Raw genomic sequence first — 26,262 nt, 5'->3', positions numbered from 1 at the left:
ACAGCATATGTAAACTTAAAAAGCAAGGACTGCCCTGAAAATCGGTAAAAACTAGCTTTTTGAACAGCTCTTCTATCACAAAACACATTAACCTTTATGCTGCGTTAAATTTATAGATTTAGACTCAGATGTAGGGGTACATATTAAAGCCTATATATCTTTCCAAAATTTCTCGGGAAGTCATGTTTTGGTTGTGTGTTTTTAATCGTTACCCTTGTGCTTGATTTCATTCAACGATGGTTTAACGGGTTCCAGCTCTTTTACATCTGCAGATAGAAATGCATCGCTCGGCTCGTCTTTTTTCGGCTCTAAATAGTTCTCCTGCGGATCTGCATTGGGGTTACGTACTTCTTCATTTGTCTCAAACGATCCAGTTAAAGATTTATCTTTGTGTGCCATTATCTTTTAACTCCTTCCACACATCAAACTAGCCCCACATCATTGTATTTTTATCCTGGGCTGTTGAAAGATATCATATTTGATCAAAATAACTGCTGCTAATTTAAACACACATATAGTTTTACCAACGCGAGCTGTATTCATGCTCAATGAGTGAACCTCTCCAACTGATTTCTGCACAATTTGATGGAGCATCTCTCTCAGAGACATAAAAAGACATGCTCCTCTTCTACCGCCTGAGCCTATCCAGTTCTCTTTGAAATAAACAAACAGCATTACCTCGGTTCTGACCTGGCACAGCGATCTGCACTCCGGTACTTGTCCGCTTCGTAAAAAGCCAGGAAAATAAAGCGCACCGACTTTTCACTTAAAGAAGCAACTGGCTCCGCACCTCATTTTTGATAAATCATTTGCAAAACGTTAAAATAGCGGTCGTAATAACGCTCTCTTAAAAGCGCTAAATACGTCAATGCCTCATCAAACGTAACGTGCCAATTTAATTTGTAACGATCATAAAATGTCAGCGGATCAAGATGCACAGCATCTATAAACAATTCTAGCGGTTCTTTTCCGGATAGTCTTACCACTGCGGACTCCGTCCAGTTTTTTAATGATTCACTCCGTCTCTCATCCACGAGTGTATTCAGAACGAGCCATTCAAGTCCATTAATACCCGCCTTCAGCTTGTCCTCTATAATTTCATTTTCAGCCTTATAAGCTGCTTCAGACCGATTTACGTAATCTCGAAAGCTTTCAATCATTTTATCTCCTCCTACACTCGAATTTCATTTGTTCCATTGCAGCCGCATAACATTAAACCCATCATACAATCAGTGATAAGGAGGTTTGTCGACCACCCACTCTCATGTACTCAAAACACTGGACAATGTCTGCGTTTACACAAACTTATCCGCTATAAAAGAGAGTCGGTACTCGCTTTTCTTTCATGAGCGGACCAATCATTTCTCTTTACCTTTACCAACGTAACCTGCCTTTGTAAACACCCGCATACTTTTCAAAAAGAGAGCGATTAATCCGTTTTGCTATTTTTCCTTTAGAGAGGATACACGAACCGATGCCGCTTTTGTCGTAATTTGACGCACAAAAAATGTAGGGATATCACTTGCTTTGTAGGATAATAAAAAAAGAAAGGTTCATAGATTATTGCATGCCTTGACGGTCTGATTAAGCAGTCATTTTCCATTGTATACATAAATTGATGAGCAACAGTAGGAAGGAGTAAAAGAAGTGATTAACGTATTTTCTGATCTTCAAATCTTATTGTTAAATCTATTTTTTATTTTTCTTTTTTTCTTTGTATACCTTAAGTTTATTGAAAAGAAGATTCATCAATTAACAAACAAGCTGTTAATTTTTCTGGCCTCTGGAAGTGCTATGGTCTTATGTATGACGTTCTCTATCTCAATTGGTCCTGGCCAGTTGATCGATATGCGTTACGTCCCCTTTATAGTCGGTGCTTTTTATGGCGGCCGCAGAATTGCCTTTCTTTTGTTTTTCATTTTAATTACTTATCGTTTAGGCTTTGGTAGCTCAGGCTTCTACATGAATTTAGCTGGCAGCACAATCTTGTTTATTTCTCTTTGGTTTACGATTCCTTTTTTTGAAAGAGCGGTTAACTTAACAAAAAAAATGCGCTGCGTTATGGAAGTTGCTTTTCTTTCAGCGCTCTTTACAGGGACAACACTCAGTTTATTTGTTTCAAACATCATGAATACAAAAGATCTTCTGTCTTTTATCGTATTCCTATACCTTCAAATAGCTGGCGTTCTGTTATTTGTTAAATTTATCGAGAAAGCAAAAAATGATATAGCCCTCGCTGAAGAAATCAGAAAATTTGAAAAGTTGAAATCAGTGAGTGAAGTTGCTGCAAGCATTTCCCATGAAGTAAGAAACCCGCTTACAGCTACCAGAGGGTTTATTCAATTACTGAGTGATCAGAATCTTACCGCAGAAGAAAAAAATCTTTATATCTCCATCTCTCTTGAAGAATTAGACAAAGCAGCGTCCGTTATTACCGATTACCTTACATTTGCTACACCTTCATTAGAAAAAATAGAGATGTTGGAATTGAATAAAGAACTGGATACGGTCCTAAAAACCGTAACGCCTCTTGCTTTGGCAAACACCGTAGAGATTGATATCCAAAAAACAGAAGCGATCCATGTTGCCGGTGAACGTGAAAAATTCCATCAATGCCTGATCAACCTTATAAAAAACAGCATTGAGGCTATGCCTCATGGAGGAAAATTAATCATTAAGCTTCAGGAGCTGAATGGAAAAATAGTCATGACAGTGGAAGATACAGGGGTTGGCATGACAAATGAACAAATCGAACGGCTGGGAACTCCTTACTTTTCAACAAAAGTAGACGGCACTGGGCTTGGCACAATGGTGGTTTTCAGTATTGTAAAAGCGATGATGGGTGAAATTAAAGTGGACAGTAAAATAGGAAAAGGCACTTGTTTTACGATCCTTTTCCCGGCAGTTGATCCTTCCCATTCTTCTACTGAGCAGCCTGCAGAGCAAGTCACTAGCCTGCCTCCAGTCAGTATAAAAGAAAATACTGCTCCTCTTGCTTTTAAAGCAGGTAAGTAAAGGAGCAAACAATTGCTTTCTTTAGAAAAATAATTTAAGAGCGTTTACTTTGAGTAAACACAAACATACACTTTTACGAAATATTAAAAACACCTATAAATTTTTATTGTTATATTGCTAAATAAAAACGTAAAAAGCTCATGATTATCAAACGGATAATCATGAGCTTTTTTCATACTTATTTAATCCTTTCGACAACTGTTGAATCACAATTCAAAGTTGTGATGTTCTTACCGTTTAGACTCTGCTGACGAATGGGCCGGCATCGGGGCACAGAATATACATCACCTGTTTGATGCGCCTGGATAAATGAAAACGAAAAAAGGGTAATCAATGCCCGCTTCCTTCGATGTACTGACCGGATCAATGTTCTTTCAAGCTGCCGCTCCCTTATTCTTCCGTTAAGCAGCCTGCCTCTTTTAAAAAAGGAAATGCCGCTTGTCTTCCTGCCGTCAAAGAGAGTGTATAACCTTTTCCATCGACAAAATGAACTTAAAGAGTGCACATACGTAACATACACTTTTGCAAAAATAAATGGTATACATTATTTTTAATTTTTTTCGTTATGTTATAGGAGCAGCCACTTTTCTACAGGAATATATTCTTCTTTTATTAACCATCCTGACTATCCGGTATACAAAAAATTCTTTCGAAAACCGACTTGACAAGTAGGGATAATATGAATTAAAATGTTTATATAATTTAGAAAAACCGACTGGATCACCAGAGGCTCTTGTTTATAACAAGAGCCTTTTTATTTTCTGTAAACCGAATAAAAGGCAAGGAGGAATTGGAATGATTCTTCGGGAAGCAGTAGAAAATAGACGTACGGAATTAATTAACAAACTCATTGCTTTTGGTGTGTTTAAGATTAATGAAAAGCATCTTTTTGAAAACTCTTTAGGTGAATTAGAAGGTGAATATAATAAATTTGAGGGAGCTCAGCATCCACATAGCCAACTTGGATCTATTCGCTGGCTCAATAAAAAAGCGAACAAAATGAATTGAATTTTTTGTTCAGTGACTGGCTGATCTTTCAGGATGATGAAAAGTCGCGGCCTTTACAATGGAGCCTTTTTGTTTATTTTTGTACTCGGCGATTGCTATATGAATCAAAATAGGATGGCTATGCGCCATCCTACTTCTTTTTTAAACGAACATATATGAATAACAACCATGCATCTTGTTATGCTTTTACTATTAAGCCCCTCAGTCAACATCCTTTTCTGCTTAACCGTTATTATTTTTAACCTGCCACGATGGTGCCTGCAGGCAGAACATGTCCAAACATCTCCTTATCAAAAACAAAGCTTTCTGAACTTCCCAGGGGTGATACCTCCTGTTGATTGCGAGAATGCTTTAATAAAATGACCTATCCCATTAAACCCACATTCAATACTGATCTGCTCGACGGTCAGGCTGGTTTCCACCAATAAATTTTTAGCCTGAATCAGCCTGTAATTTAAGAGATATTGATGAGGGCTGGTTCCTACATATTTTTTAAACGTACGACAAAAATGATACGTGCTTAAATTAGATATTTCACTCAACTGCTCGACCGTAATTTTAGATGAGAAATGTTCACTAATATACGCCAGTACAGCTTGAATTTCCGTTGGTATGTTTACAGCTTTCACGTCTCTTTTTTCAAACGTACTGCGGGTGCTTTCTAATAAATTGCCGAGCAGCTCATAAATTTGAAGAGAGATTTCAAAGTCTATTTCCTGGTTAGATGCGATAAGAGATAAAATATGAGGGATATTATTTTTTTCAGCAGGTAGTTTGAACACACATCCCTTTCTTTTATATAACTCGTTATACATATCCTGCGTATGCTTTCCGGTAAAGTGAATAAATTGGAAGGTTGTTTCTTCCGCTGCGTGATAGTGGTTTTTTTCTTTACAGTCCAAAAGAACAATTTCACCTTTGAAGGCTGTAAATGATTGGCCTAAATAGTGAAAATGCATGGATCCCTTTTTGATATAAAAAAGGATAAAAGATTTCATGTAGTCGCGCGTAATGCTGTATGGAACATCTACTATATATTCACCGCCCCATAGAACATAATGATAGAGTTCTTTCGTTAAAGCGGAAGGCTCATAAAAATATAATCCCTTTTTTGTCTTGATGCCTGGTTCTACCTTTGGAATATAGAAATTCATTTTTTTCACCTCTCACACATTGTCATCCTGATTGGACATTATTGTTTTTTGAGACGGGCTTAAAAGATAATGATACGGGAACCAGGTGAATAGTTTTATTTTAACACGGTACATTCACCTTAGGCACTTTTTAAAACGTTCTCATCCTTAGCTAAAAGGGATCCAGCGAATAAAAAAACAGCACCAAACCGCAATTTTTAAGCAAGATTTTGCAGAGTCGAAAAGGAACAGATGTATTAAACTAAAAGCGCATACAGAAATCAAAACACGTGAAGTGTTAATAAAAGAATAGATGAAATCTATTTCTTATCAGGAGGAATACCCATGAAATTAGCATTCAACGAAGGAACAACATTTGAAAGCGCTTCTCTACAACAAAACCTAGATTATTGTGAAAAACACGGTTACGATTTTATTGAAATTCGCTCAATCGACCAGCTGAAAGATTATTTAAAAGAAAATACATTAGACGATTTAAAAGCATATTTTGACACCCATCATATTAAACCGCTTTCTTTAAATGCACTGTGCTTTTTCAATAACCGCACAAAAGAAGATGAAGAAGCCGTTATCGAAGAATTCAAAGAGTACTTAGAGATCTGTAAAAAAATCGATTGCTCATATATTTGTGTTGTGCCTTCTAATCTTGATGTAACAGAAAAAGGAAAAACATTAACGGAAGAAGTAAACGAAAGCTGTATCCGTGTTTTAAGCCTTCTATCTGATTTAGCAGAGCCTTATGGAGTAAAGATTGCTCTTGAATTTATCGGAATTCCGGAAAATACAGTGAATACGTTCGCGCAAGCATACCAGATTGTAAAAGCGGTTGATAAAAACAATGTAGGTCTTGTATACGATACTTTCCAATTCACTGGAATGGCGTCAAGACTAGAAGATGTAACAGATGAAACAGCAGAAAAATTATTTATTTTCCATATTAACGATGTAGACGGTTTTCCAGTTGGCCAAATGCGCGATACAGACAGAGTATGGCCTGGACACGGTGTCATTGATTTAGAAGCACATTTAAAAAGATTAAAAGAACTAAATTATGATTTCGCAGTATCGGTTGAGCTGTTTAGACCAGAATATTATCAAATGGATCCGGAAGAAGTCATCAAAAAAGCAAAAGAAACCACTTTAGAAGTGTTAGAAAAGTACTATTCATATTCACGTTCTTAAAAGCCCGCGGAATTAGAAATAAAGAATAATTATCCGATGTAACTGGTCTCAAATAATCCAAAACCAAAAGGGAATTTGGTATATTTTCTAAGGCCGATGTTCTAAAATCGGATATAGTATACTCCTAGTTAAACGAAATAAAATAAAAGCAGCGGGTACAGCAAGTGTCTTTTTCAGATTCTTGCTTCCCTCTGCTTTTATTTGAAGTAATGTTCATAATACGAAGCACGGCACTATGATGTTATTCCATCATCCTGTCTTTTTCTAAGCTGCTACTTCTTCCATAAATTTCTTCATATAACTATCTACGGTTGCTGCTAACGTTAAATAACATAAACAAGCGCCCTCCTTAGCATATAGGTCCGCCCCCTGTGTATGAGACAGGGGACAATACATCTTTCAAACAGCCTTATTTAGTCTCACTTGCTTCATTTAATAGCTGCTCTTGTCCATAACCTTGAATAAAACAAAGAAGTGCCAGCCCTTAATAAATAAGGAATGGCACTTTTCTTTTTGCTAATTATAAATAATAGTTAAAATACCGAGTATCTCTTGCTAAAAATTATATTCCTCTATTATTTTCTTTGTAATCAGCTTATATCCTTTACTGTTCGGATGCAATTCATCACTAAAGTAATCTGTGCTCTTTTCCTTCAGTAATCCATTTGTTGCAATGAATTTGACGTGCGGATATTGGCTGACCACATCCTGACTCAGCTTGTTCCACTCTGTAATTACTGCTTCAATTTCTTCAGAATCAGGATACGGGTTATACAGACCCAGAAATAATACAGGTGCATCTGGATTTTCTTTTTGAATGATCGATAAAATGCGATGAAGATTATTTCGATAATCCTTTTCGGCCCACTGAATCCGGTCTTTATAAAGTGGATTCAGATCTCCGCCGTTGCTTTCAATTAAATCATTTGTTCCGATGAAAATCGTAAAATACTCAGCATTGGAAAGAGTCTTTCTCACATCCGCCTTCCTCAGCTGCTGCAGCAGTCCATCCGTTTGCTGACCGGGAATACCATAATTGTAGACCGTCAGGGGGACTTTATTCTGCTTATTCAGCACTTTTTCCAGCTTGTCTGCATAGCCCTGTCCTGCCTGATCCCCAACACCATATGTCAGCGAATCACCGAGCGCCACCAGCTCTTCACCTGCTGAAGGACTCTCCTCCTTGTTCTCCTCTTCCCGGTGTAATAAAAAAACTCCTGCAACAGCAATAAGCACTGCAACAGCAACAGTTGTTATCTTTGCTTTTCTCATCAAAAGAACCCTCCTAAATTACATGGAATTCCCTTTATGTCAATGAAGTAAACTGATTAAATCTGGAAAAGCAAATGCCTTGCAGTTCATCCATGCTATCTTTTCTAAGCTTCTTTTTCTAGCATAATTTCTTTAAAGAGCTGCAGTTGCTCATAATGCTGAATAAAATAAAAAAGCCCCCTCCCTTACTAACCAAGGAACGGCGCTTGTCTTTTATTCAAGATCATAAAAAAAAGAGGACAGCTCCTGCTGTCCTCTCTGCTTGCCTGGCGGCGTCCTGCTCTCACAGGGGGAAACCCCCAACTACCATCGGCGCTGAAGAGCTTAACGGCCGTGTTCGGGATGGGAACGGGTGTGACCTCTTCGCTATTGCCACCAGACTATGTATGGAACAAAATTGTTCCTTCAAAACTGGATAATCTCTGTAAAGTAACGGCATACCGTGCCATGTTAATCTTGATTAAGTCCTCGATCGATTAGTATTCGTCAGCTCCATGCGTCGCCGCACTTCCACCTCGAACCTATCTACCTCGTCATCTTCAAGGGATCTTACTTACTTGCGTAATGGGAAATCTCATCTTGAGGGGGGCTTCATGCTTAGATGCTTTCAGCACTTATCCCGTCCACACGTAGCTACCCAGCGATGCCTCTGGCGAGACAACTGGTACACCAGCGGTGTGTCCATCCCGGTCCTCTCGTACTAAGGACAGCTCCTCTCAAATTTCCTGCGCCCGCGACGGATAGGGACCGAACTGTCTCACGACGTTCTGAACCCAGCTCGCGTACCGCTTTAATGGGCGAACAGCCCAACCCTTGGGACCGACTACAGCCCCAGGATGCGATGAGCCGACATCGAGGTGCCAAACCTCCCCGTCGATGTGGACTCTTGGGGGAGATAAGCCTGTTATCCCCGGGGTAGCTTTTATCCGTTGAGCGATGGCCCTTCCATGCGGAACCACCGGATCACTAAGCCCGACTTTCGTCCCTGCTCGACTTGTAGGTCTCGCAGTCAAGCTCCCTTGTGCCTTTACACTCTGCGAATGATTTCCAACCATTCTGAGGGAACCTTTGGGCGCCTCCGTTACATTTTAGGAGGCGACCGCCCCAGTCAAACTGCCCGCCTGACACTGTCTCCCACCCGGATCACGGGTGCGGGTTAGAATTTCAACACAGTCAGGGCAGTATCCCACCAGCGCCTCCACCGAAGCTGGCGCTCCGGCTTCCAAGGCTCCTGCCTATCCTGTGCAGACTGTGCCAAAATTCAATATCAGGCTGCAGTAAAGCTCCACGGGGTCTTTCCGTCCTGTCGCGGGTAACCTGCATCTTCACAGGTACTATAATTTCACCGAGTCTCTCGTTGAGACAGTGCCCAGATCGTTGCGCCTTTCGTGCGGGTCGGAACTTACCCGACAAGGAATTTCGCTACCTTAGGACCGTTATAGTTACGGCCGCCGTTTACTGGGGCTTCAATTCAGACCTTCGCTTGCGCTAAGCCCTCCTCTTAACCTTCCAGCACCGGGCAGGCGTCAGCCCCTATACGTCGCCTTGCGGCTTTGCAGAGACCTGTGTTTTTGCTAAACAGTCGCCTGGGCCTATTCACTGCGGCTCTCTCGGGCTTGCACCCTACCAGAGCACCCCTTCTCCCGAAGTTACGGGGTCATTTTGCCGAGTTCCTTAACGAGAGTTCACTCGCTCACCTTAGGATTCTCTCCTCGCCTACCTGTGTCGGTTTGCGGTACGGGCACCTTACATCTCGCTAGAGGCTTTTCTTGGCAGTGTGGAATCGAAGACTTCGGTACTAAAATTCCCTCGTCATCACAGCTCAGCCTTAACGGAAACGGGATTTGCCTCATTTCCAGCCTGACTGCTTAAACACGCGTATCCAGCTGCGTGATCTCCTATCCTCCTGCGTCCCCCCATCACTCAAACGATGCTTGGTGGTACAGGAATATCAACCTGTTATCCATCGCCTACGCCTTTCGGCCTCGGCTTAGGTCCCGACTAACCCTGAGAGGACGAGCCTTCCTCAGGAAACCTTAGGCATTCGGTGGAAGGGATTCTCACCCTTCTTTCGCTACTCATACCGGCATTCTCACTTCCAGGCGCTCCACCAGTCCTTCCGGTCTGGCTTCACAGCCCCTGGAACGCTCTCCTACCACTGACACCGAAAGGTGTCAATCCACAGCTTCGGTGATACGTTTAGCCCCGGTACATTTTCGGCGCAGAGTCACTCGACCAGTGAGCTATTACGCACTCTTTAAATGGTGGCTGCTTCTAAGCCAACATCCTGGTTGTCTGGGCAACTCCACATCCTTTTCCACTTAACGTATACTTTGGGACCTTAGCTGGTGGTCTGGGCTGTTTCCCTCTTGACTACGGATCTTATCACTCGCAGTCTGACTCCCAAACATAAGTATCTGGCATTCGGAGTTTGTCTGAATTCGGTAACCCGGGATGGGCCCCTAGTCCAAACAGTGCTCTACCTCCAGTACTCTTCGTTTGAGGCTAGCCCTAAAGCTATTTCGGAGAGAACCAGCTATCTCCAGGTTCGATTGGAATTTCACCGCTACCCACACCTCATCCCCGCACTTTTCAACGTGCGTGGGTTCGGACCTCCAGTGAGTGTTACCTCACCTTCATCCTGGACATGGGTAGATCACCTGGTTTCGGGTCTACGACCTCATACTCATGCGCCCTATTCAGACTCGCTTTCGCTGCGGCTCCGCCTTATCAGCTTAACCTTGCATGAAATCGTAACTCGCCGGTTCATTCTACAAAAGGCACGCTATCACCCGTTAAAGGGCTCTAACTACTTGTAGGCACACGGTTTCAGGATCTCTTTCACTCCCCTTCCGGGGTGCTTTTCACCTTTCCCTCACGGTACTGGTTCACTATCGGTCACTAGGGAGTATTTAGCCTTGGGAGATGGTCCTCCCGGATTCCGACGGAATTCCTCGTGTTCCGCCGTACTCAGGATACACTCAAGAGAGAAGAGAATTTCGGCTACAGGGCTGTTACCTTGTACCGCGGATCTTTCCAGATCGCTTCACCTATCCTCTTCCTTTGTAACTCCGTATAGAGTGTCCTACAACCCCAAGAAGCAAGCTTCTTGGTTTGGGCTATGTCCCGTTTCGCTCGCCGCTACTCAGGGAATCGCGTTTGCTTTCTCTTCCTCCGGGTACTTAGATGTTTCAGTTCCCCGGGTATGCCTCCTCCTGCCCTATGTATTCAGGCAGGGGTGCCACCCCATTACGGATGGCGGGTTTCCCCATTCGGAAATCTCCGGATCAAAGCTTACTTACAGCTCCCCGGAGCATATCGGTGTTAGTCCCGTCCTTCTTCGGCTCCTAGTGCCAAGGCATCCACCGTGCGCCCTTTCTAACTTAACCTAAAATGGCGATTACTCGGTATTGCTTGGTGTTACTTTACGATATTATCCAGTTTTCAAAGAACAATCATGTTTACTATCTAATATAGAAGGAATTCATCCCTCAAAACTGAACAAAATAACGCGTCAACGTGTGTGAGAACCAAGTTCTCACTTCCGTAAATATCCTTAGAAAGGAGGTGATCCAGCCGCACCTTCCGATACGGCTACCTTGTTACGACTTCACCCCAATCATCTGCCCCACCTTCGGCGGCTGGCTCCCGTAAGGGTTACCCCACCGACTTCGGGTGTTGCAAACTCTCGTGGTGTGACGGGCGGTGTGTACAAGGCCCGGGAACGTATTCACCGCGGCATGCTGATCCGCGATTACTAGCGATTCCAGCTTCATGCAGGCGAGTTGCAGCCTGCAATCCGAACTGAGAATGGTTTTATGGGATTGGCTAAACCTCGCGGTCTTGCAGCCCTTTGTACCATCCATTGTAGCACGTGTGTAGCCCAGGTCATAAGGGGCATGATGATTTGACGTCATCCCCACCTTCCTCCGGTTTGTCACCGGCAGTCACCTTAGAGTGCCCAACTGAATGCTGGCAACTAAGATCAAGGGTTGCGCTCGTTGCGGGACTTAACCCAACATCTCACGACACGAGCTGACGACAACCATGCACCACCTGTCACCGCTGCCCCCGAAGGGGAAGATCTGTCTCCAGACCGGTCAGCGGGATGTCAAGACCTGGTAAGGTTCTTCGCGTTGCTTCGAATTAAACCACATGCTCCACCGCTTGTGCGGGCCCCCGTCAATTCCTTTGAGTTTCAGCCTTGCGGCCGTACTCCCCAGGCGGAGTGCTTAATGCGTTAGCTGCAGCACTGAGGGGCGGAAACCCCCCAACACTTAGCACTCATCGTTTACGGCGTGGACTACCAGGGTATCTAATCCTGTTCGCTCCCCACGCTTTCGCGCCTCAGCGTCAGTTACAGACCAAAGAGCCGCCTTCGCCACTGGTGTTCCTCCACATCTCTACGCATTTCACCGCTACACGTGGAATTCCGCTCTTCTCTTCTGCACTCAAGCCTTCCAGTTTCCAATGACCCTCCACGGTTGAGCCGTGGGCTTTCACATCAGACTTAAAAGGCCGCCTGCGCGCGCTTTACGCCCAATAATTCCGGACAACGCTTGCCACCTACGTATTACCGCGGCTGCTGGCACGTAGTTAGCCGTGGCTTTCTGGCCAGGTACCGTCAAGGTACGGGCAGTTACTCCCGTACTTGTTCTTCCCTGACAACAGAGTTTTACGATCCGAAAACCTTCTTCACTCACGCGGCGTTGCTCCGTCAGACTTTCGTCCATTGCGGAAGATTCCCTACTGCTGCCTCCCGTAGGAGTCTGGGCCGTGTCTCAGTCCCAGTGTGGCCGATCACCCTCTCAGGTCGGCTACGCATCGTCGCCTTGGTGAGCCGTTACCTCACCAACTAGCTAATGCGCCGCGGGTCCATCTGTAAGTGACAGCCGAAGCCGCCTTTCAATCAAGAACCATGCGGTTCTTAATGTTATTCGGTATTAGCCCCGGTTTCCCGGAGTTATCCCAATCTTACAGGCAGGTTACCCACGTGTTACTCACCCGTCCGCCGCTAACTTGAACAGAGCAAGCTCTGTCAAGTCCGCTCGACTTGCATGTATTAGGCACGCCGCCAGCGTTCGTCCTGAGCCAGGATCAAACTCTCCAAAAAAGTTTGACTTGCTCATTTGTTTCCATTAAAACACGGGGTGTTTTTAATGGAAGATAAAAATTTAAAACGTTGACGTTTATTTTGTTCAGTTTTCAAAGATCAATTCTCTTTACTGTCATCTCCGACAGCTAAATAATCATAACATATCCTCATTCACACGTCAACACTTTAAAAGAAAAAATATTATCTCTCCAAAATGATGAAGATGTAAATCAGTTTGTTCAAGCCGCCTTATTTATTGGCGGATTCATAATATAATATAAGCTTTCTTGCGGAATCAATAGGAATTTATTAAAATTATTATTTTTCCAAAATAATAATTCGACTGCTCCCAAATTTCACAAATCCTGCATTCACTAAACGGAATGACGAAAGCCATCAAAGTAAATAATATGGAGGCGGCAACCGGACTCGAACCGGTGGTAAAGGTTTTGCAGACCTTGGCCTTACCGCTTGGCTATGCCGCCTTTATAAAAATGTTGGAGCGGAAGACGGGATTCGAACCCGCGACCCCCACCTTGGCAAGGTGATGTTCTACCACTGAACTACTTCCGCAAAAAAATGGCTGGGCTAGAAGGATTCGAACCTTCGCGTGACGGAGTCAAAGTCCGTTGCCTTACCGCTTGGCTATAGCCCAAAAATATGGGGCGATCGAGGGGAATCGAACCCCCGAATGTCGGAGCCACAATCCGATGCGTTAACCACTTCGCCACGACCGCCATGCTGGTGGAGGGGGGCAGATTCGAACTGCCGAACCCGAAGGAGCGGATTTACAGTCCGCCGCGTTTAGCCACTTCGCTACCCCTCCAGTATATGAAGTTACATAAAAAATGGGCCTGAATGGACTCGAACCATCGACCTCACGCTTATCAGGCGTGCGCTCTAACCAGCTGAGCTACAGGCCCATTATCAAAAGTAATGGAGCGGGTGATGGGAATCGAACCCACGACATCAGCTTGGAAGGCTGAGGTTTTACCATTAAACTACACCCGCATTTTGTAAAAATGGCGGTCCGGACGGGACTCGAACCCGCGACCTCCTGCGTGACAGGCAGGCATTCTAACCAACTGAACTACCGGACCAAACGATTGCGGGGGCAGGATTTGAACCTGCGACCTTCGGGTTATGAGCCCGACGAGCTACCGGGCTGCTCCACCCCGCGACGATAAAATAATGGAGGAGGAAAGGGGATTCGAACCCCTGCGCGGTTTGACCCGCCTGTCGGTTTTCAAGACCGATCCCTTCAGCCGGACTTGGGTATTCCTCCAACATAGCATATAAAAATAATTGGTGGAGCCTAGCGGGATCGAACCGCTGACCTCCTGCGTGCAAAGCAGGCGCTCTCCCAGCTGAGCTAAGGCCCCATTTATATAAATCGGGAAGACAGGATTCGAACCTGCGACCCCTTGGTCCCAAACCAAGTGCTCTACCAAGCTGAGCTACTTCCCGGACTTGAACAGGATGTTCTGTCTTTTAAAAAGCATAGCCACTTTCAAAAGAATCTTGTAAGAACCCTGTTCCATATACAATAACGCGCCTGAGAGGACTCGAACCTCTAACCGCTTGATTCGTAGTCAAGTACTCTATCCAATTGAGCTACAGGCGCAAAAGTGCGGGTGAAGGGACTTGAACCCCCACGCCTTGCGGCGCCAGATCCTAAGTCTGGTGCGTCTGCCAATTCCGCCACACCCGCATATACATGGTGAGCCATGAAGGACTCGAACCTTCGACCCTCTGATTAAAAGTCAGATGCTCTACCGACTGAGCTAATGGCTCGGTAAGTGGTGCCGGCAAGAGGACTTGAACCCCCAACCTACTGATTACAAGTCAGTTGCTCTACCAATTGAGCTACACCGGCATAAATGGTGGAGGATGACGGGATCGAACCGCCGACCCTCTGCTTGTAAGGCAGATGCTCTCCCAGCTGAGCTAATCCTCCAAATGATGACCCCTACGGGATTCGAACCCGTGTTACCGCCGTGAAAGGGCGGTGTCTTAACCGCTTGACCAAGGGGCCTTGCTTCTTATATATATGATTTTAAAATATCTCTGCAGGCAAGACTCGAACTTGCAGTCGATCACTTAAAAGCCGATTGCTCCACCACTGAGCTACTGTAGAATAGTCCGTATCAGCGACAGCTATTAAATAATAACACCATCAACTAATAGAGTCAACACATTTTTAAAATTTTATTCTGAAAATCTTTCTATGTATTTTTCTTCCCTTTATTTTAGAAGATACCCCATTTAAAGAATCCCTGTCTACCCTGGATAAAGTACTAAGTTTCTCTTCATCTGCCTGCATTTCTGATGAACCACCTTTAAGGCAGAGTGGCTACCTTTCTTCCCTTTTAATGATCTAATTTTGATAGAATCCCGCTGGACGGACGATCTGATTCCAAAACGACTGAAGTTTTTTCATCTTATTTTCTCGCTTTTCTATCTCCCCTTTCTCTCTAGTTCTTTATGCAAAAAACGGATCTATTCTTTTAAAAGAATAGATCCGTTTTATTAGCTAGCAACTCACAACAGCTTGTTTATATTTTACCCCCAAATTTCTTTTGCCACATCCACAATAAATTTTAATTTTGCCCATTGCTGTTCTTCTGTTAATTTATTGCCATGGTGTGTGGAAGCAAATCCACATTGCGGGCTGATGCAAATTTGTTCAAGTGGAACATACTTAGCTGCTTCCTGTACACGAGCTTTGATTGCTTCTTTATCTTCTAACTCGCCGTTTTTAGAAGTAAACACTCCTAGCACGACTTGTGGTCCGCCTGCTGGAATATGTTCTAGCGGCTTGAAATTACCGGAACGCTCATCATCATATTCTAGGAAAAAGCCGTCTACTTTTTCTTTCGCAAAGAAACTCGGAGCGATTCGATCATACGGACCTTCGAAAGCCCAGGCAGATTGATAGTTTCCGCGGCAAAGGTGAGTGGTGACAGTTAAGTCTTCTGGTTTGCCTTCAAGCACTCCGTTTACCACACGCAAAGCAAGGTCAATCAATTTTGCTCTTTCCAAATCGCTTTTGGCAAATGGAAGCTCCGGTGCACAAAGCCCTGCAATATACACATCATCCAGCTGCAGGTAACGGCAGCCCGCATTATAAAATGCTTGGAGTGCATCTCGGTAGGTTTGGATAATATCCTTCGCGAAATCTTCAACCTCCGGATAAATGTCTTCGTTGCGGATGCCGGCATTAAAAAATTGATTTGGGCTTGGAAGTGTGATTTTGGCCACTGCACGGTCACCCACGATTTCTTTAAATTCGATAAATTCTTTCAGGTGAGGGTGATCGGGATTAAAAGATACCTTGCCCGTCACGCGCACATCATATGCTTCGGTTTCTACACCTTCAAATTTATATCCGTGGTCAGGAACATACCCTTCCACACCGTTTAATTGCTCCATGAAATCTGTATGCCAAAATCTGCGGCGGAATTCGCCATCCGTTACCGCTTGAAGGCCGACTTCAATTTGTTTGTCTACGATCCTTTTGATTTCTTCTGTTTCCACGGCGTGTAATTGTTCAGCTGTAATCGCACCCTCTGCAAATTTCTTTCTCGCATTATGAATCGATTGAGGGCGAAGCAAGCTTCCTACGTGATCTGCTTTAAATGGCGCTTTAACCGCTGTTTTTGTCATCTGAATTCCTTCTTTCCTCTTGTTTTATGGAAAACGTTCTTCATTGGGGTATTTAAAGACTGTTCTCCCCTAGATGAGACTGCTTTTCTTTTGTCTTATTGATGTGAGATAAATGTAACATGGAAAAATACGCGCAGGATAACACATAAAATCTATTTCTTGTTATAACTTTAAGTTAGAACCACCGTAGTTCTTCGTTATCCTTTTATTTAAATACGGGAATATACCCATCTCTCAGACCATTAAGTTATAGGGATAAAAGTATACTCATGTGACTGCCACACAGAAAAAGGCCTCCTCCCTATTTAATGAATGAAAGACCTTGTCTGGTAAATGAATTTTTAAAGAGCTTCTTTCGCACAGATTGTGGCTTCGGCATTAGGAAAGAGACTATGTACATTTTTGCAGTATCATTGATACAAGTAAAAAAGATAAAAATGGTGGTGAAATGAGCATGCACTATAAAGAATATGGAGATAAAAGCTCTGCGCTCATAGTCTTTATTCACGGCGGCGGGGTTAGTGGGTGGATGTGGGATAAACAAGTTGAATACTTTTCTTCACAATTTCATTGTTTAGTTCCTGATATGCCCGAACAGGGAAACAGTAAAAGCGGAACACTCTTTACCATAAACGGAGCGGCTGAGGAAATCATTGCATTGATTGAGGAAGCAGGTAAAGACAAACCCGTTATTGCAGTCGGTTTCTCGTTAGGAGCTCAAGTGTTAATCGCCGTACTCAGCAAAAAGCCAAAGCTGATTGATTTCGCCATGATTAATAGTGCTTTAGTGAAACCTATACCTTTCGCGAACATACTAACCAAGTCTATGCGGTTTGCTTTTCCCCTTGTAAAGCTTAAAGCTTTTTCTAACATCCAGGCAAAATCTATGTATATCGATGAAGACTACTTCAATATTTATTATCAAGAGAGCCGTCAAATCAGCAAGGATACATTTTTCTGAATCATGAACGAAAACATGTCATTTAAAATACCACACAACTTCAAGAACGCACGCAGCAAAATAGTCGTTACCGTAGGAGAGAAAGAGAAAAAAGTCATGAAAGACTCCATGAAGGAAATCTTGAAAAGTAACCCAAATTGCAAAGGTGTGGTCCTTCCCAAAATAGGTCATGGCTTTTCTTTAGCAAATCCTCTGCTTTTTAACAACTTGCTGGAAGAGTGGATTGAAAATAATGTTCTTATAACGGAAGCTTGATTTTATTTTTTATTAGCTCTAAGCAACACCTGTTCAAATTGCGGTATTCCGGACTGGAACCATCTTCCGGGCTTATCATAACCATTGAATTGATAATAAAAAATGTCATTATCTATTCTATCAATGGAAATACATAACCTTTCTAGTTAAATGCAACGAAGAAAAAACTATGGAAAAGGATCAAAGATTAATTCTTCATATGAGAATGCAGCCTAGGAAACTTCACGCTGGTACTCCATAACATTGTTACCAAAATTCCATACTTGTACGAACGAATAAATAGAATATTAAGTATTTATTATTCAACAGATTAGTAGTAAGATAAAATTCTACAACAAGAAAGAGGTTATCATATGTATACATCATCATTATCCAAAGAAACAACTAAAACAAAAGTTTTAGTGATCAATGCTCTTTTTGTCGCGTTAACCCTGGTAGCCACAATGTTCATTAACATAAAGCTCCCGATTATGGGTAACGGAGGCCTTATCCATCTAGGTAACGTGCCTCTTTTTCTAGCAGCCTTCCTTTACGGCAGAAAAACAGGCGCAATTGCAGGCGCTTTCGGGATGGGATTGTTTGATGTTCTTTCTGGCTGGGCCATCTGGTCGCCGTTTACATTCGTTATTGTAGGTGCCATGGGCTTTATAGCCGGTCTCATAGCGGAAAAAGTACCCGGCAAAAGAATCGTTGTCTTTGCATTGGCAGTAGCTGCTGCACTGGTGATCAAAATCGTAGGCTACTATTTTGCTGAAGTGATTCTTTACGGTAACTGGATTCAGCCATTCGGCTCTATCCCAGGAAACGTTCTGCAGGTTGTCGTAGCCGGTATTATTGTGGCACCACTGGCAGGGCGCTTAAGCAAAAGAACTAGACAGCTTTAAAAGATATAACGACATAAGTAACCGGTACCCAGATAATCCGGCAGATGAAAAAGACGAGTTAAACTCGTCTTTTTTTTGCTTTTTTTGAACTGACCCTTAAACAAAATCAGGTAGATTTTAATGGTCTTTCGGTTAACCGGACGATATTTTGTTATAATGAATCTATTAAATTACATAACAGGAGAAAAAAACCATGAAAAAGCCATTGAATGTTTTAGCTGCATCACTTGTAGCAGGGACAGTGCTTACTTCATCCCTTTCGCCAGCGTTTGCAGAAAATTCGCAGGAAGCTACAGAAAACAATTTGTCGCCGCTGAATGCGAAAGCAGCATCCCTATCGTTTACAGATACGGAAGGAACAAGATACGAAGAAGCTGTTAATTTTCTCTATGAAAACTTATTTGTATATGGGCTACCCGATTCAACCTTTGGAGTTAATCAGCCAGTCAAGCGTGTAGATGCGGCTGTGATACTCGGCAAATACATGGGCCTTGACGCCAAGTACCCAAACCCGCCTGTGTCCGGATTTACAGATGTGCCAAACCGGGCAGCTCTCTATGTCTCAGCGCTGAAGTCAGAAGGGATTGTAAACGGCAAAACCGCTACGGAGTTTGGTTCTGGATTTAACATTACAAGAGGCGAAGCCGCTATTATGCTTTATAATGCGCTTAAGGATTCCCTGGATACCAATAATGAGCCGACTCCATTTACGGACGTTAAAGGAACAAGATATGAAGAGGCTGTCCGTGCGTTAACAGATGCAGGCATCATAGCGGGAATAACGAAAACATCATACGGCTCGAGTGCTTCTATTACAAGAGGCGCACTGGCGTTATTGATACACAGAGCCTATCAATACCAGCAGTCCTTATTCAATCAAGAGAAATCTGGATTTATCGCTTTTGGAGACAGCAATACATCCGGCTCCTATTTTCAAGCTGATTATCCAGAGTACCAGGACCGTAAATGGACAGATCAGGTAGCTGCCCTTTACAGCCAGGATATGGAGGCAGATGTATATAACGCGGGATACAGCGGCAATACGACAGAACAAGGCATGAAGCGTTTTAAAACAGAAGTGCTGGATTTAAACCCTGGTATCGTTTCTATCATGTTTGGCATAAACGATGCGCTCATACCGCCTAATGGCACTCAGCCGCAAGTCAGCAAAGAGCAATTTAAACAGAACCTGACAAGCATGATTGCCCAGCTCAGAGCGAGAAACGCACAGGTCATCTTAATGACAAATCCACCTGCTGTCGAAGAGACATATTACACATCCCAGTTAGCGAAGCACCCTAACATTGCAAGCAAATACGCTGGTAAAGGCGGACTGCGTAAATGGATTGACAGCTACAACGGTGTAATCCGTGAAGTTGCCAAGGATCAGGCTGTTCCGCTCGTAGACATTTACGATCTCCTAATTGATGAAGTGGGTGCCGAAACGGATGCAGCGATCATCAAGAGCGGGCTGATCGACGAAAAAGTAGGCATTCATTTAACCCCGAAGAGCAATGATATTGTGGCCCAGGCAGTAAAAGAAGTACTATCCGAAGAAGACAATGAGTACCTGCCATATGAATCAGGTGTATCCATCAAAACAGACAAAAAAGTTTATGACCTGTCTGCCGATAAGAGTGTGAAGATTACGTTATCGAGCATCACTTCTGAATCATACTACTTTACACCGGGCACTCTTCAGAAAAGACTGAATAATAAATGGGTTACTGTAGAGCATACAGATGACCTCACTCCCCTGCCTGCTGTCGCCAGCCTTTTAAGGTTTAATCAGGCGATGTCAAACAGCATCTCACTTGATTCAAAGCTCTATAAAGAGCCGCTTACAGCAGGGGATTATCGGGTGGTGCACTCCCTTGCAAACGCTAAAGATGTACAAAATGATTCACTGTCTCTTGTTTTATCAACGGAATTTAAAATGATTGAATAAAAAGAGCGGCTCTCATGCCGCTCTTTTTTGACCCCTTTGTATTTCAATGAAGCGATTTATCATAAAGACGCTTGTGACCCGCTTTGTCTTATTCGAAACTTTGTACACTCGAAGAACTTCAATCTAAAAAAGGGTTCCTAACAGTTATAACATGGACTAGTATCTATCCTGGCGGAATTTTTTCCTTAACCTGCTTTAATGTCGCTACTATAAGAAAGCTGACAATGACTAGTAAGAGCCATGAACTCACCTTTCCTAAATGAACGAGACTCCATGCATCGGCTTGGTTTGGATATTCCCAAGCTCCAAAGAACGTTGCGATATTTTCGGCTATCCATATAAAAAATCCAATGAGCACAAAAGAAAGTGCGAGTGGCATACAATAACGAGTTCCCTCAATCTCGTATGTGACCCACGATTGCCAAAAGACGATAATGACAAGTCCAGATAACCACCAACGAACGTCTATCCAATAATGGTGGGTGAAAAAATTCAAATAAATCGTAGCTGCAAGAGGTACAACGATTAAAAACGGCGGCCACTTAACCAGTTCAACCTTAAGCCTCCTCCACGCCTGGCAAAGATAACTCGCTACACTTGCGTACATGAATCCGCTGTACAAAGGCACTCCAAAAATCTTGAAGTATCCTTCCTCTGGATAAGACCAGGAGCCCATATATACCTTGAAAAGTTCAAGAGCAAGTCCAATCAGGTGAAACAATGTAATCACCCTTAGTTCATCCCGTGTTTCAAGCCCAGAACGCACCATCCACCACTGCATCAGAAGGCAGATGATGAGCAGCCAGTCATATCGAGGCAGGAAGGGAAGTGGCATGATTTGTGTAAAAGCCAGGGAGGCAAAAATAACAACAGGAAATAAACATGACAGGGCCTGCTCCCAACCAAAACGAATGAGTTGTTTTAGTGCTCGCGTGATTTGTGCTCCCAAAGGCTTTTTCTGAATATAGTAACCCACTTTATTTACCCTGGATGTCTTCATTCATCATTTCGGTATTCTAGAATATCACCAGGCTGGCATTCCAAAGCTTTACAAATGGCCTCTAAAGTTGAAAACCGAATGGCTTTTGCTTTTCCATTTTTTAATATCGAAAGGTTAGCCATCGTGATTCCAACCCTCTCCGAAAGTTCGGTTACGCTCATTTTCCTTTTAGCCAGCATCACATCAATATTGATTATAATTGCCATGTTTTTCACCTCAGACGATTAAGTCATTCTCTGATTTTATATCGATGGCTTCTTGTAAAAGCTTTTGAAGAACTGCGGCAAACACTGCAATTACTATTGAAGCAAAGATAGGCACCATTCCGATTAATACGAGGCCCGGGGCGTCATCTATCTCCGCCATGATATAGACTAATGGCAGGGCTACCACATACAAGCCACTGATTATGATGGCACAGTTTTTTATATTCTTTAGAGCCCTTACAGATAATTTCGAGAAAGCTTTGTTCTTATCAATATAACTCAAAAGTTTAAAAGCTTGATACAGAGCAATGTAAAACGGTACCGTTGATACATACATAACCATTAAAATGCCATATACCACAAAAGCCACATCTGCGCCTCTTTCTGCTGCTTCATTTGCTTCATTCGCTATTTGAGGCAACAAAAATAGACACAAAGCAAGAACTGGAATTCCCATAAGAATAACAGCTATTTTTAAAAAGAGTGTTGACCCTCGTTTCATAAAAAACACCTCACCTATTTATTGTTAATTTGAATTTAACACGATATTTATCGTTTTTCAATAAAACATTATTGAATTTTATTATATTTTTATTCTTACATAAATATTCCTTTAATCCTAAACAGAAACAAAAAGCATTCCTCGTTACAAAGGAATGCTCCATAAAAACTAAAACGATTCAATTTGCGCTTGAATCCTGTACATCATCGAGATTTTTGATCAAACCTTGTTCAAAATCCAAAAATGTCTTTCCCCCGCCTTCGCAGTAGCAACACTTTCTCCTTAAAATTAGAACATCCTTACATTCCCAAATAAAAACATGCCTTGAAGCATTCCTTCGGGTAACCTTTACCTTAACAAGCTGTCGATAAACCCGCAGCTTGTTGAGTGTGTTCTTTTGGCAGCCAAAAACACTTTTTCACAGGGAAAGTTATTTTCTTTCATCCAAACTAGTAACGCAAACTATACCATTGAGTGTAGAAGATCATATGATATAGGGCAGGGTTCATTTTGATCCTGCTATTTTAAGAAAGAGAGGGGGGTTTTTTATGGGCTTTAGATGCTACGACGATAATGACTATTCTGACGTTTGGTTTAATCCAAACCACGGTAGTGATGATCGCAAACGCCGCCGGGATGACCGCGATGATGTGAGAGGTGTCAGAGACGATCGCGATGATGATCGCAGACATCGCCGGGATGACCGGGACGATGTGAGAGGTGTCAGAGACGATCGCGATGATGATCGCAGACGTCACCGGGATGACCGCGATGACGACCGCAGAGACGATCGCGATGATGATCGCAGACGTCACCGGGATGACCGCGATGACGACCGCAGAGACGATCGCGATGACGACCGCAGACGCCGCCGGGATGACCGCGATGACGACCGCAGAGACGATCGCGATGATGATCGCAGACATCACCGGGATGACCGCGATGACGACCGCAGAGACGATCGCGATGACGACCGCAGACACCGCCGGGATGACCGCGATGACGACCGCAGAGACGATCGCGATGATGATAAGAGAATACCTTGGATCTTTACTTTATAATGTGATTTTCAAAAAAATAGAGACTGTCCCAAAATTCATTCATAACGACCTGGGGATAGTCTCGTTTTTTGATATCTAGTATTTAAATAGCTTTGCATCTTTTTCATAAGGTAATTGTTAAGAGTTATTTCTGCGATAGAGATCCCGGCTCTTGTAACCCGCTCCAAGTATCATTTTCATTTCCTCGCGCCGCTTTGCTTTGGTGGCCTCCTGTTTAGCACTATACACATAACGAGCCCAATCTTTACGGTATCCTGGAGTGAGTGACTGAAAGAAAGCAAGTAACTCCGGAGTATCCTGCAAATCCTTTTCCACATGTGGAATCATTTCGATATAATCGTCTACGCATTGACTTGCTTTTGTAGAAGTATTCTTTGTGTTACGGGATTCTTCTTTCAGACCGACAACCGTAAACACGTCATCTAACCCAACCATACGTGCAAATTTAATGTTACTGGTCCCAAGGTAGCCATTTTCCCCTGCTCCCAGTCCATTCATTAGCTCGTCTCGATGAATAAATGTTGGATACACTTTATTCCCCTTTTTTGGATAAGCCAAGAATATATAGCCATTTTTATTTAAATGATTTTCTTCTATCACCTTGGATACGGTTGCTTTTAAAGACTCCATATCTAACACAAAGGCAAAGATAAGGTCATATTTGCTATTGGCTAGGTCGATGTCATAATTGTGTAACTCTGTTAAATAATCTGCTCCATCTGGCAAGTTTAATACTGCTGCTTTTTCATATTTTTTTAGGTTCAATTTTTCCACTATTGTTTTCGGCATCCTTAACCATCCTTAAAATTGCTTATTCTACTTATAGTGTAAGAGTATCCTTCACAGTTAGCAACGTTATAGGCATTAACCAAATAATATGTCTGTTTCTCAAATCGGTTATCGTTTTTCCATAGTTTATCTATAGTCATAGGATCCAATGCTGGCAAAAATGACACTCCATATCAACAAAATTAAAATAGCCTTTTAAAAAACTTCATGAATTATCCGATCATAAACCAAACCGTATAAGACAAAATAAAACCAAGCTGGATACTAAAAATTAAACTAAAACAGATCAGCTTATATGTCACCTCCAAACAAGCCATATTCAAAAGCTTTTTAATTTTTCAATTATGTATTCACTTTTCTCTTTCTATCCATACTAATCACAATGTAAAGAAAAGGGTGAAGTCATGATGCTTAAAATTGTCTTACCGGTTATTCTTTTCATATTCATGATCACCGGCCTGAGCCGGTATTTGCTGATAACGCCCAGAAAAGATCTAGTTAACGTTTCGACCAAGGCATCTTCCAAGCCTGTAGTCGTATTTGTCATTGACTCACTGATGGATCAGCCCCTACAAAAAGCAATAAAAGAAGGAAAAGCACCTGCATTTGAATTCTTAATAAAACATGGCCAATACTATTCTGACGTGGTCAGTTCTTACCCTACCATGTCCGTCACCATCGATAGTACCTTGTTAACGGGTACATACGCCAATGATCATAAAGTTCCTGGCCTTGTCTGGCTCAAAAAGGACGAAAACCGAGTCATTAATTACGGTCCTGGAAAAATCGAATTTTTAGATATTGGCGCAAAGCAAATATTAGCAGACAGTTTAATTCACTTAAACAAGGCACATCTAAGCCGGTATGTTCCCACCATTCATGAAGAGCTGGCAAGAAGCGAAATCCAGTCTGCTTCCATTAACGGACTGATCTATCGTGGTAATCAAGTTCATCGCTTACACATTCCAAAACTTTTCACCGGCATGAATCTGCTGCCACGCAATGTAGAAGTAAACGGTCCTTCTCTTCTGTCCATAGGAAGCTTGACACAATACAACCAGGAAAATGATTGGTCTAATCATATATGGAAAGGTACTGGAGTAAACGATTACTTTACGGCAAATGAACTGAAATACTTTATCCAAAAAAATCAGCTGCCGCCTTTTACGCTGGCCTACTTCCCCGATCTGGACCGTGATATTCACAAAAACGGACCAATGGAACAGAAAGGTATTGAAGAAGTGGATAAGCAGCTGCAGATGATTTTGAATGCCTATCCATCATGGGAGGAAGCGATTCAAAAGATGACCTGGATTGTACATGGAGACAGTGCGCAATCTGCTGTTATAAATGATCGCAGCAAGGCGCTGATTGATTTAACCATATTATTGGATCAATATACTCTTTGGACACCGGATCAGCCGTCTAACAAGGAAATTGCTTTAGCTGTTAATGAGCGCATGGCGTACGTTTATCTGCAGGATGAAACGATTAAGATTTCTGATATTTCAGCAAGGTTAAAAGCCGATTCCAGGATTGGCTTCATTGCCTGGAAAAAGGGAGAGACGGGTTATGTAGTGTCGTCAAAATCCGATACGCCTTTTACTTTTTCTCCTGACGGCCCATACACAGATTCTTACGGACAATCCTGGACGCTGAACGGAGATCCTGTCCTTTTAGATTTATCTATTAATGAACAAAATGAAATCAGCTATGGTGACTACCCCGATGCCCTTGCAAGATTAGATGGAGCCCTTCGCTCACATGAAGGCCGGTATATCATTATTGATGCCAAACCGGGTTATGAATTTGTTGAAAAAAACAGTCCGAATCATGCAGGAACAGCAGCGCACGGCTCCTTGCATAAAGCAGATTCTGTGGTTCCTCTGATTATTGCAGGAACAGATCAGGCACCTAAACATTTGCGATTAGTTGATTTTAAAGACTGGCTGATAAAACTGGCTAAATAATACAAAACAAGAAACGGCAATTTTTATATGAAGCCATTTGGTTCTGGTGAACCTCTCCACTTAAATCAAAGATTTTGATGGAGCATCCCTTATCTTGAACAAAAATTAGCGCTTCCCTCCCCCACCAAATTGAAGATTTTGAAGGGGAATGCGGCGCTAACTTTTGTTCAACCTGCTGGATTACATGTCTTTTTTAATCACTTATTTTTTACTGTTAACCATTGTGGCAGACCGCCCAGCGAAGCAATTCGAATTGTTTTCCCTCGATTTAAAAAACTTAAAACCACATTGTGA

At 42.7% G+C, this 26,262-nt stretch carries 16 protein-coding genes, 19 tRNA genes, 3 rRNA genes and 1 pseudogene; 7 read left to right on the top strand and 32 right to left on the bottom strand.

The genetic code is table 11. From position 1 onward, the window contains the following. Positions 1-201: 201 nt before the first annotated feature. Both RRU94_RS05015 and RRU94_RS05010 read right to left on the bottom strand, forming a co-directional pair. Positions 202-399: a hypothetical protein gene (locus tag RRU94_RS05015; protein WP_315690722.1), complete on the bottom strand. Its 198-nt coding sequence runs from the start codon at positions 397-399 to the stop codon at positions 202-204. A gap of 392 nt (positions 400-791) precedes the next feature. After that, positions 792-1,160, bottom strand: a complete 369-nt coding sequence (locus tag RRU94_RS05010) for a hypothetical protein (protein WP_315690721.1) — start codon at positions 1,158-1,160, stop codon at positions 792-794. Positions 1,161-1,647: 487 nt separating this feature from the next. Here RRU94_RS05010 and RRU94_RS05005 point away from each other — a divergent pair, with 487 nt between their 5' ends. Both RRU94_RS05005 and RRU94_RS05000 read left to right on the top strand, forming a co-directional pair. After that, the gene (locus RRU94_RS05005) at positions 1,648-3,015 is read left to right on the top strand and encodes an ATP-binding protein (protein ID WP_315690720.1); all 1,368 of its coding nucleotides are present in this window, start codon (positions 1,648-1,650) and stop codon (positions 3,013-3,015) included. A 795-nt stretch (positions 3,016-3,810) separates the two neighbouring features. After that, positions 3,811-4,023, top strand: coding sequence for a Fur-regulated basic protein FbpA (locus RRU94_RS05000; protein ID WP_315690719.1), 213 nt, complete (start codon positions 3,811-3,813; stop codon positions 4,021-4,023). A gap of 290 nt (positions 4,024-4,313) precedes the next feature. Here the strand turns inward: RRU94_RS05000 and RRU94_RS04995 are convergent, their stop codons facing one another. Then, entirely contained in the window at positions 4,314-5,177 is an 864-nt protein-coding gene (locus RRU94_RS04995; protein WP_315691942.1) for a helix-turn-helix domain-containing protein, read from the bottom strand. 324 nt (positions 5,178-5,501) lie between these two features. Here RRU94_RS04995 and RRU94_RS04990 point away from each other — a divergent pair, with 324 nt between their 5' ends. Then, positions 5,502-6,359, top strand: coding sequence for a sugar phosphate isomerase/epimerase family protein (locus RRU94_RS04990; protein WP_315690718.1), 858 nt, complete (start codon positions 5,502-5,504; stop codon positions 6,357-6,359). A 555-nt stretch (positions 6,360-6,914) separates the two neighbouring features. Here RRU94_RS04990 and RRU94_RS04985 read toward each other — a convergent pair. The 24 genes from RRU94_RS04985 to RRU94_RS04870 form a co-directional block, all read right to left on the bottom strand. After that, on the bottom strand, positions 6,915-7,631 hold the full coding sequence (locus RRU94_RS04985) for a DUF459 domain-containing protein (RefSeq protein ID WP_315690717.1): 717 nt from the start codon (positions 7,629-7,631) through the stop codon (positions 6,915-6,917). 264 nt (positions 7,632-7,895) lie between these two features. Next, positions 7,896-8,011, bottom strand: a 5S ribosomal RNA gene (rrf, locus tag RRU94_RS04980). A gap of 76 nt (positions 8,012-8,087) precedes the next feature. After that, positions 8,088-11,020 (bottom strand): 23S ribosomal RNA (locus RRU94_RS04975). Between the two features lie 171 nt (positions 11,021-11,191). Then, positions 11,192-12,744: ribosomal RNA gene (locus RRU94_RS04970) — 16S ribosomal RNA — on the bottom strand. The 16S, 23S and 5S rRNA genes sit together here with 19 tRNA genes alongside, the layout of an rRNA operon. 393 nt (positions 12,745-13,137) lie before the next feature. Continuing rightward, positions 13,138-13,211: transfer RNA gene (locus RRU94_RS04965), tRNA-Cys, on the bottom strand. A 13-nt stretch (positions 13,212-13,224) separates the two neighbouring features. Next, positions 13,225-13,299, bottom strand: a tRNA-Gly gene (locus RRU94_RS04960). Positions 13,300-13,306: 7 nt separating this feature from the next. Beyond that, positions 13,307-13,381, bottom strand: a tRNA-Gln gene (locus RRU94_RS04955). A 6-nt stretch (positions 13,382-13,387) separates the two neighbouring features. Continuing rightward, a tRNA-His gene (locus RRU94_RS04950) sits at positions 13,388-13,463 on the bottom strand. Between the two features lie 5 nt (positions 13,464-13,468). Beyond that, a tRNA-Tyr gene (locus RRU94_RS04945) sits at positions 13,469-13,552 on the bottom strand. A 23-nt stretch (positions 13,553-13,575) separates the two neighbouring features. Further along, positions 13,576-13,649, bottom strand: a tRNA-Ile gene (locus RRU94_RS04940). Between the two features lie 14 nt (positions 13,650-13,663). Continuing rightward, positions 13,664-13,737 (bottom strand) — tRNA-Gly (locus RRU94_RS04935). 12 nt (positions 13,738-13,749) lie between these two features. After that, positions 13,750-13,826: transfer RNA gene (locus tag RRU94_RS04930), tRNA-Asp, on the bottom strand. Between the two features lie 6 nt (positions 13,827-13,832). Further along, positions 13,833-13,906: transfer RNA gene (locus tag RRU94_RS04925), tRNA-Met, on the bottom strand. A 12-nt stretch (positions 13,907-13,918) separates the two neighbouring features. Continuing rightward, positions 13,919-14,011 (bottom strand) — tRNA-Ser (locus tag RRU94_RS04920). A 21-nt stretch (positions 14,012-14,032) separates the two neighbouring features. Beyond that, positions 14,033-14,108: transfer RNA gene (locus RRU94_RS04915), tRNA-Ala, on the bottom strand. 11 nt (positions 14,109-14,119) lie between these two features. Beyond that, a tRNA-Pro gene (locus tag RRU94_RS04910) sits at positions 14,120-14,193 on the bottom strand. Positions 14,194-14,276: 83 nt separating this feature from the next. Beyond that, a tRNA-Arg gene (locus RRU94_RS04905) sits at positions 14,277-14,350 on the bottom strand. A 5-nt stretch (positions 14,351-14,355) separates the two neighbouring features. Then, positions 14,356-14,437 (bottom strand) — tRNA-Leu (locus tag RRU94_RS04900). Positions 14,438-14,444: 7 nt separating this feature from the next. Then, positions 14,445-14,520 (bottom strand) — tRNA-Lys (locus RRU94_RS04895). Positions 14,521-14,526: 6 nt separating this feature from the next. Further along, positions 14,527-14,602: transfer RNA gene (locus RRU94_RS04890), tRNA-Thr, on the bottom strand. A gap of 5 nt (positions 14,603-14,607) precedes the next feature. Beyond that, positions 14,608-14,683, bottom strand: a tRNA-Val gene (locus RRU94_RS04885). Positions 14,684-14,689: 6 nt separating this feature from the next. Further along, positions 14,690-14,761: transfer RNA gene (locus RRU94_RS04880), tRNA-Glu, on the bottom strand. A gap of 30 nt (positions 14,762-14,791) precedes the next feature. Continuing rightward, positions 14,792-14,863 (bottom strand) — tRNA-Lys (locus RRU94_RS04875). A 425-nt stretch (positions 14,864-15,288) separates the two neighbouring features. Further along, positions 15,289-16,392, bottom strand: coding sequence for a 5-methyltetrahydropteroyltriglutamate--homocysteine S-methyltransferase (locus tag RRU94_RS04870; RefSeq protein ID WP_315690716.1), 1,104 nt, complete (start codon positions 16,390-16,392; stop codon positions 15,289-15,291). A gap of 448 nt (positions 16,393-16,840) precedes the next feature. Here RRU94_RS04870 and RRU94_RS04865 point away from each other — a divergent pair. The 3 genes and pseudogenes from RRU94_RS04865 to RRU94_RS04855 all read left to right on the top strand — a co-directional run bounded on the left by RRU94_RS04865 (position 16,841) and on the right by RRU94_RS04855 (position 20,440). Then, positions 16,841-17,608: pseudogene (locus RRU94_RS04865) on the top strand (alpha/beta fold hydrolase). A 353-nt stretch (positions 17,609-17,961) separates the two neighbouring features. Then, positions 17,962-18,492, top strand: a complete 531-nt coding sequence (locus RRU94_RS04860; protein WP_315690715.1) for an ECF transporter S component — start codon at positions 17,962-17,964, stop codon at positions 18,490-18,492. Positions 18,493-18,685: 193 nt separating this feature from the next. Next, complete coding sequence (locus RRU94_RS04855; protein WP_315690714.1) at positions 18,686-20,440, top strand: GDSL-type esterase/lipase family protein; 1,755 nt, start codon at positions 18,686-18,688, stop codon at positions 20,438-20,440. 163 nt (positions 20,441-20,603) lie between these two features. Here the strand turns inward: RRU94_RS04855 and RRU94_RS04850 are convergent, their stop codons facing one another. The 5 genes from RRU94_RS04850 to RRU94_RS04830 form a co-directional block, all read right to left on the bottom strand. Beyond that, positions 20,604-21,416 (bottom strand): DUF817 domain-containing protein, encoded by an 813-nt coding sequence (locus tag RRU94_RS04850; protein ID WP_315690713.1) that lies wholly within the window; start codon positions 21,414-21,416, stop codon positions 20,604-20,606. A gap of 20 nt (positions 21,417-21,436) precedes the next feature. Continuing rightward, positions 21,437-21,646, bottom strand: coding sequence for a helix-turn-helix domain-containing protein (locus RRU94_RS04845; RefSeq protein WP_242237644.1), 210 nt, complete (start codon positions 21,644-21,646; stop codon positions 21,437-21,439). 10 nt (positions 21,647-21,656) lie between these two features. Beyond that, positions 21,657-22,148, bottom strand: a complete 492-nt coding sequence (locus tag RRU94_RS04840; RefSeq protein WP_315690712.1) for a DUF2975 domain-containing protein — start codon at positions 22,146-22,148, stop codon at positions 21,657-21,659. Positions 22,149-22,672: 524 nt separating this feature from the next. After that, positions 22,673-23,131: a hypothetical protein gene (locus RRU94_RS04835; RefSeq protein ID WP_315690711.1), complete on the bottom strand. Its 459-nt coding sequence runs from the start codon at positions 23,129-23,131 to the stop codon at positions 22,673-22,675. A gap of 195 nt (positions 23,132-23,326) precedes the next feature. Further along, positions 23,327-23,998, bottom strand: coding sequence for a YdeI/OmpD-associated family protein (locus RRU94_RS04830; RefSeq protein WP_315690710.1), 672 nt, complete (start codon positions 23,996-23,998; stop codon positions 23,327-23,329). Positions 23,999-24,402: 404 nt separating this feature from the next. On the opposite strand from RRU94_RS04830, the gene RRU94_RS04825 reads away from it, so the two are divergent. Beyond that, positions 24,403-25,968, top strand: a complete 1,566-nt coding sequence (locus RRU94_RS04825; protein ID WP_315690709.1) for an alkaline phosphatase family protein — start codon at positions 24,403-24,405, stop codon at positions 25,966-25,968. Positions 25,969-26,262: the final 294 nt, after the last annotated feature.

The organism is Domibacillus sp. DTU_2020_1001157_1_SI_ALB_TIR_016 (genome assembly GCF_032341995.1).
Taxonomy (GTDB): Bacteria; Bacillota; Bacilli; order Bacillales; family Domibacillaceae; genus Domibacillus; species Domibacillus indicus_A.
The sequence above is the reverse complement of the archived record's forward strand: the minus strand, read 5'-3'. Positions and strand labels throughout refer to the sequence as shown.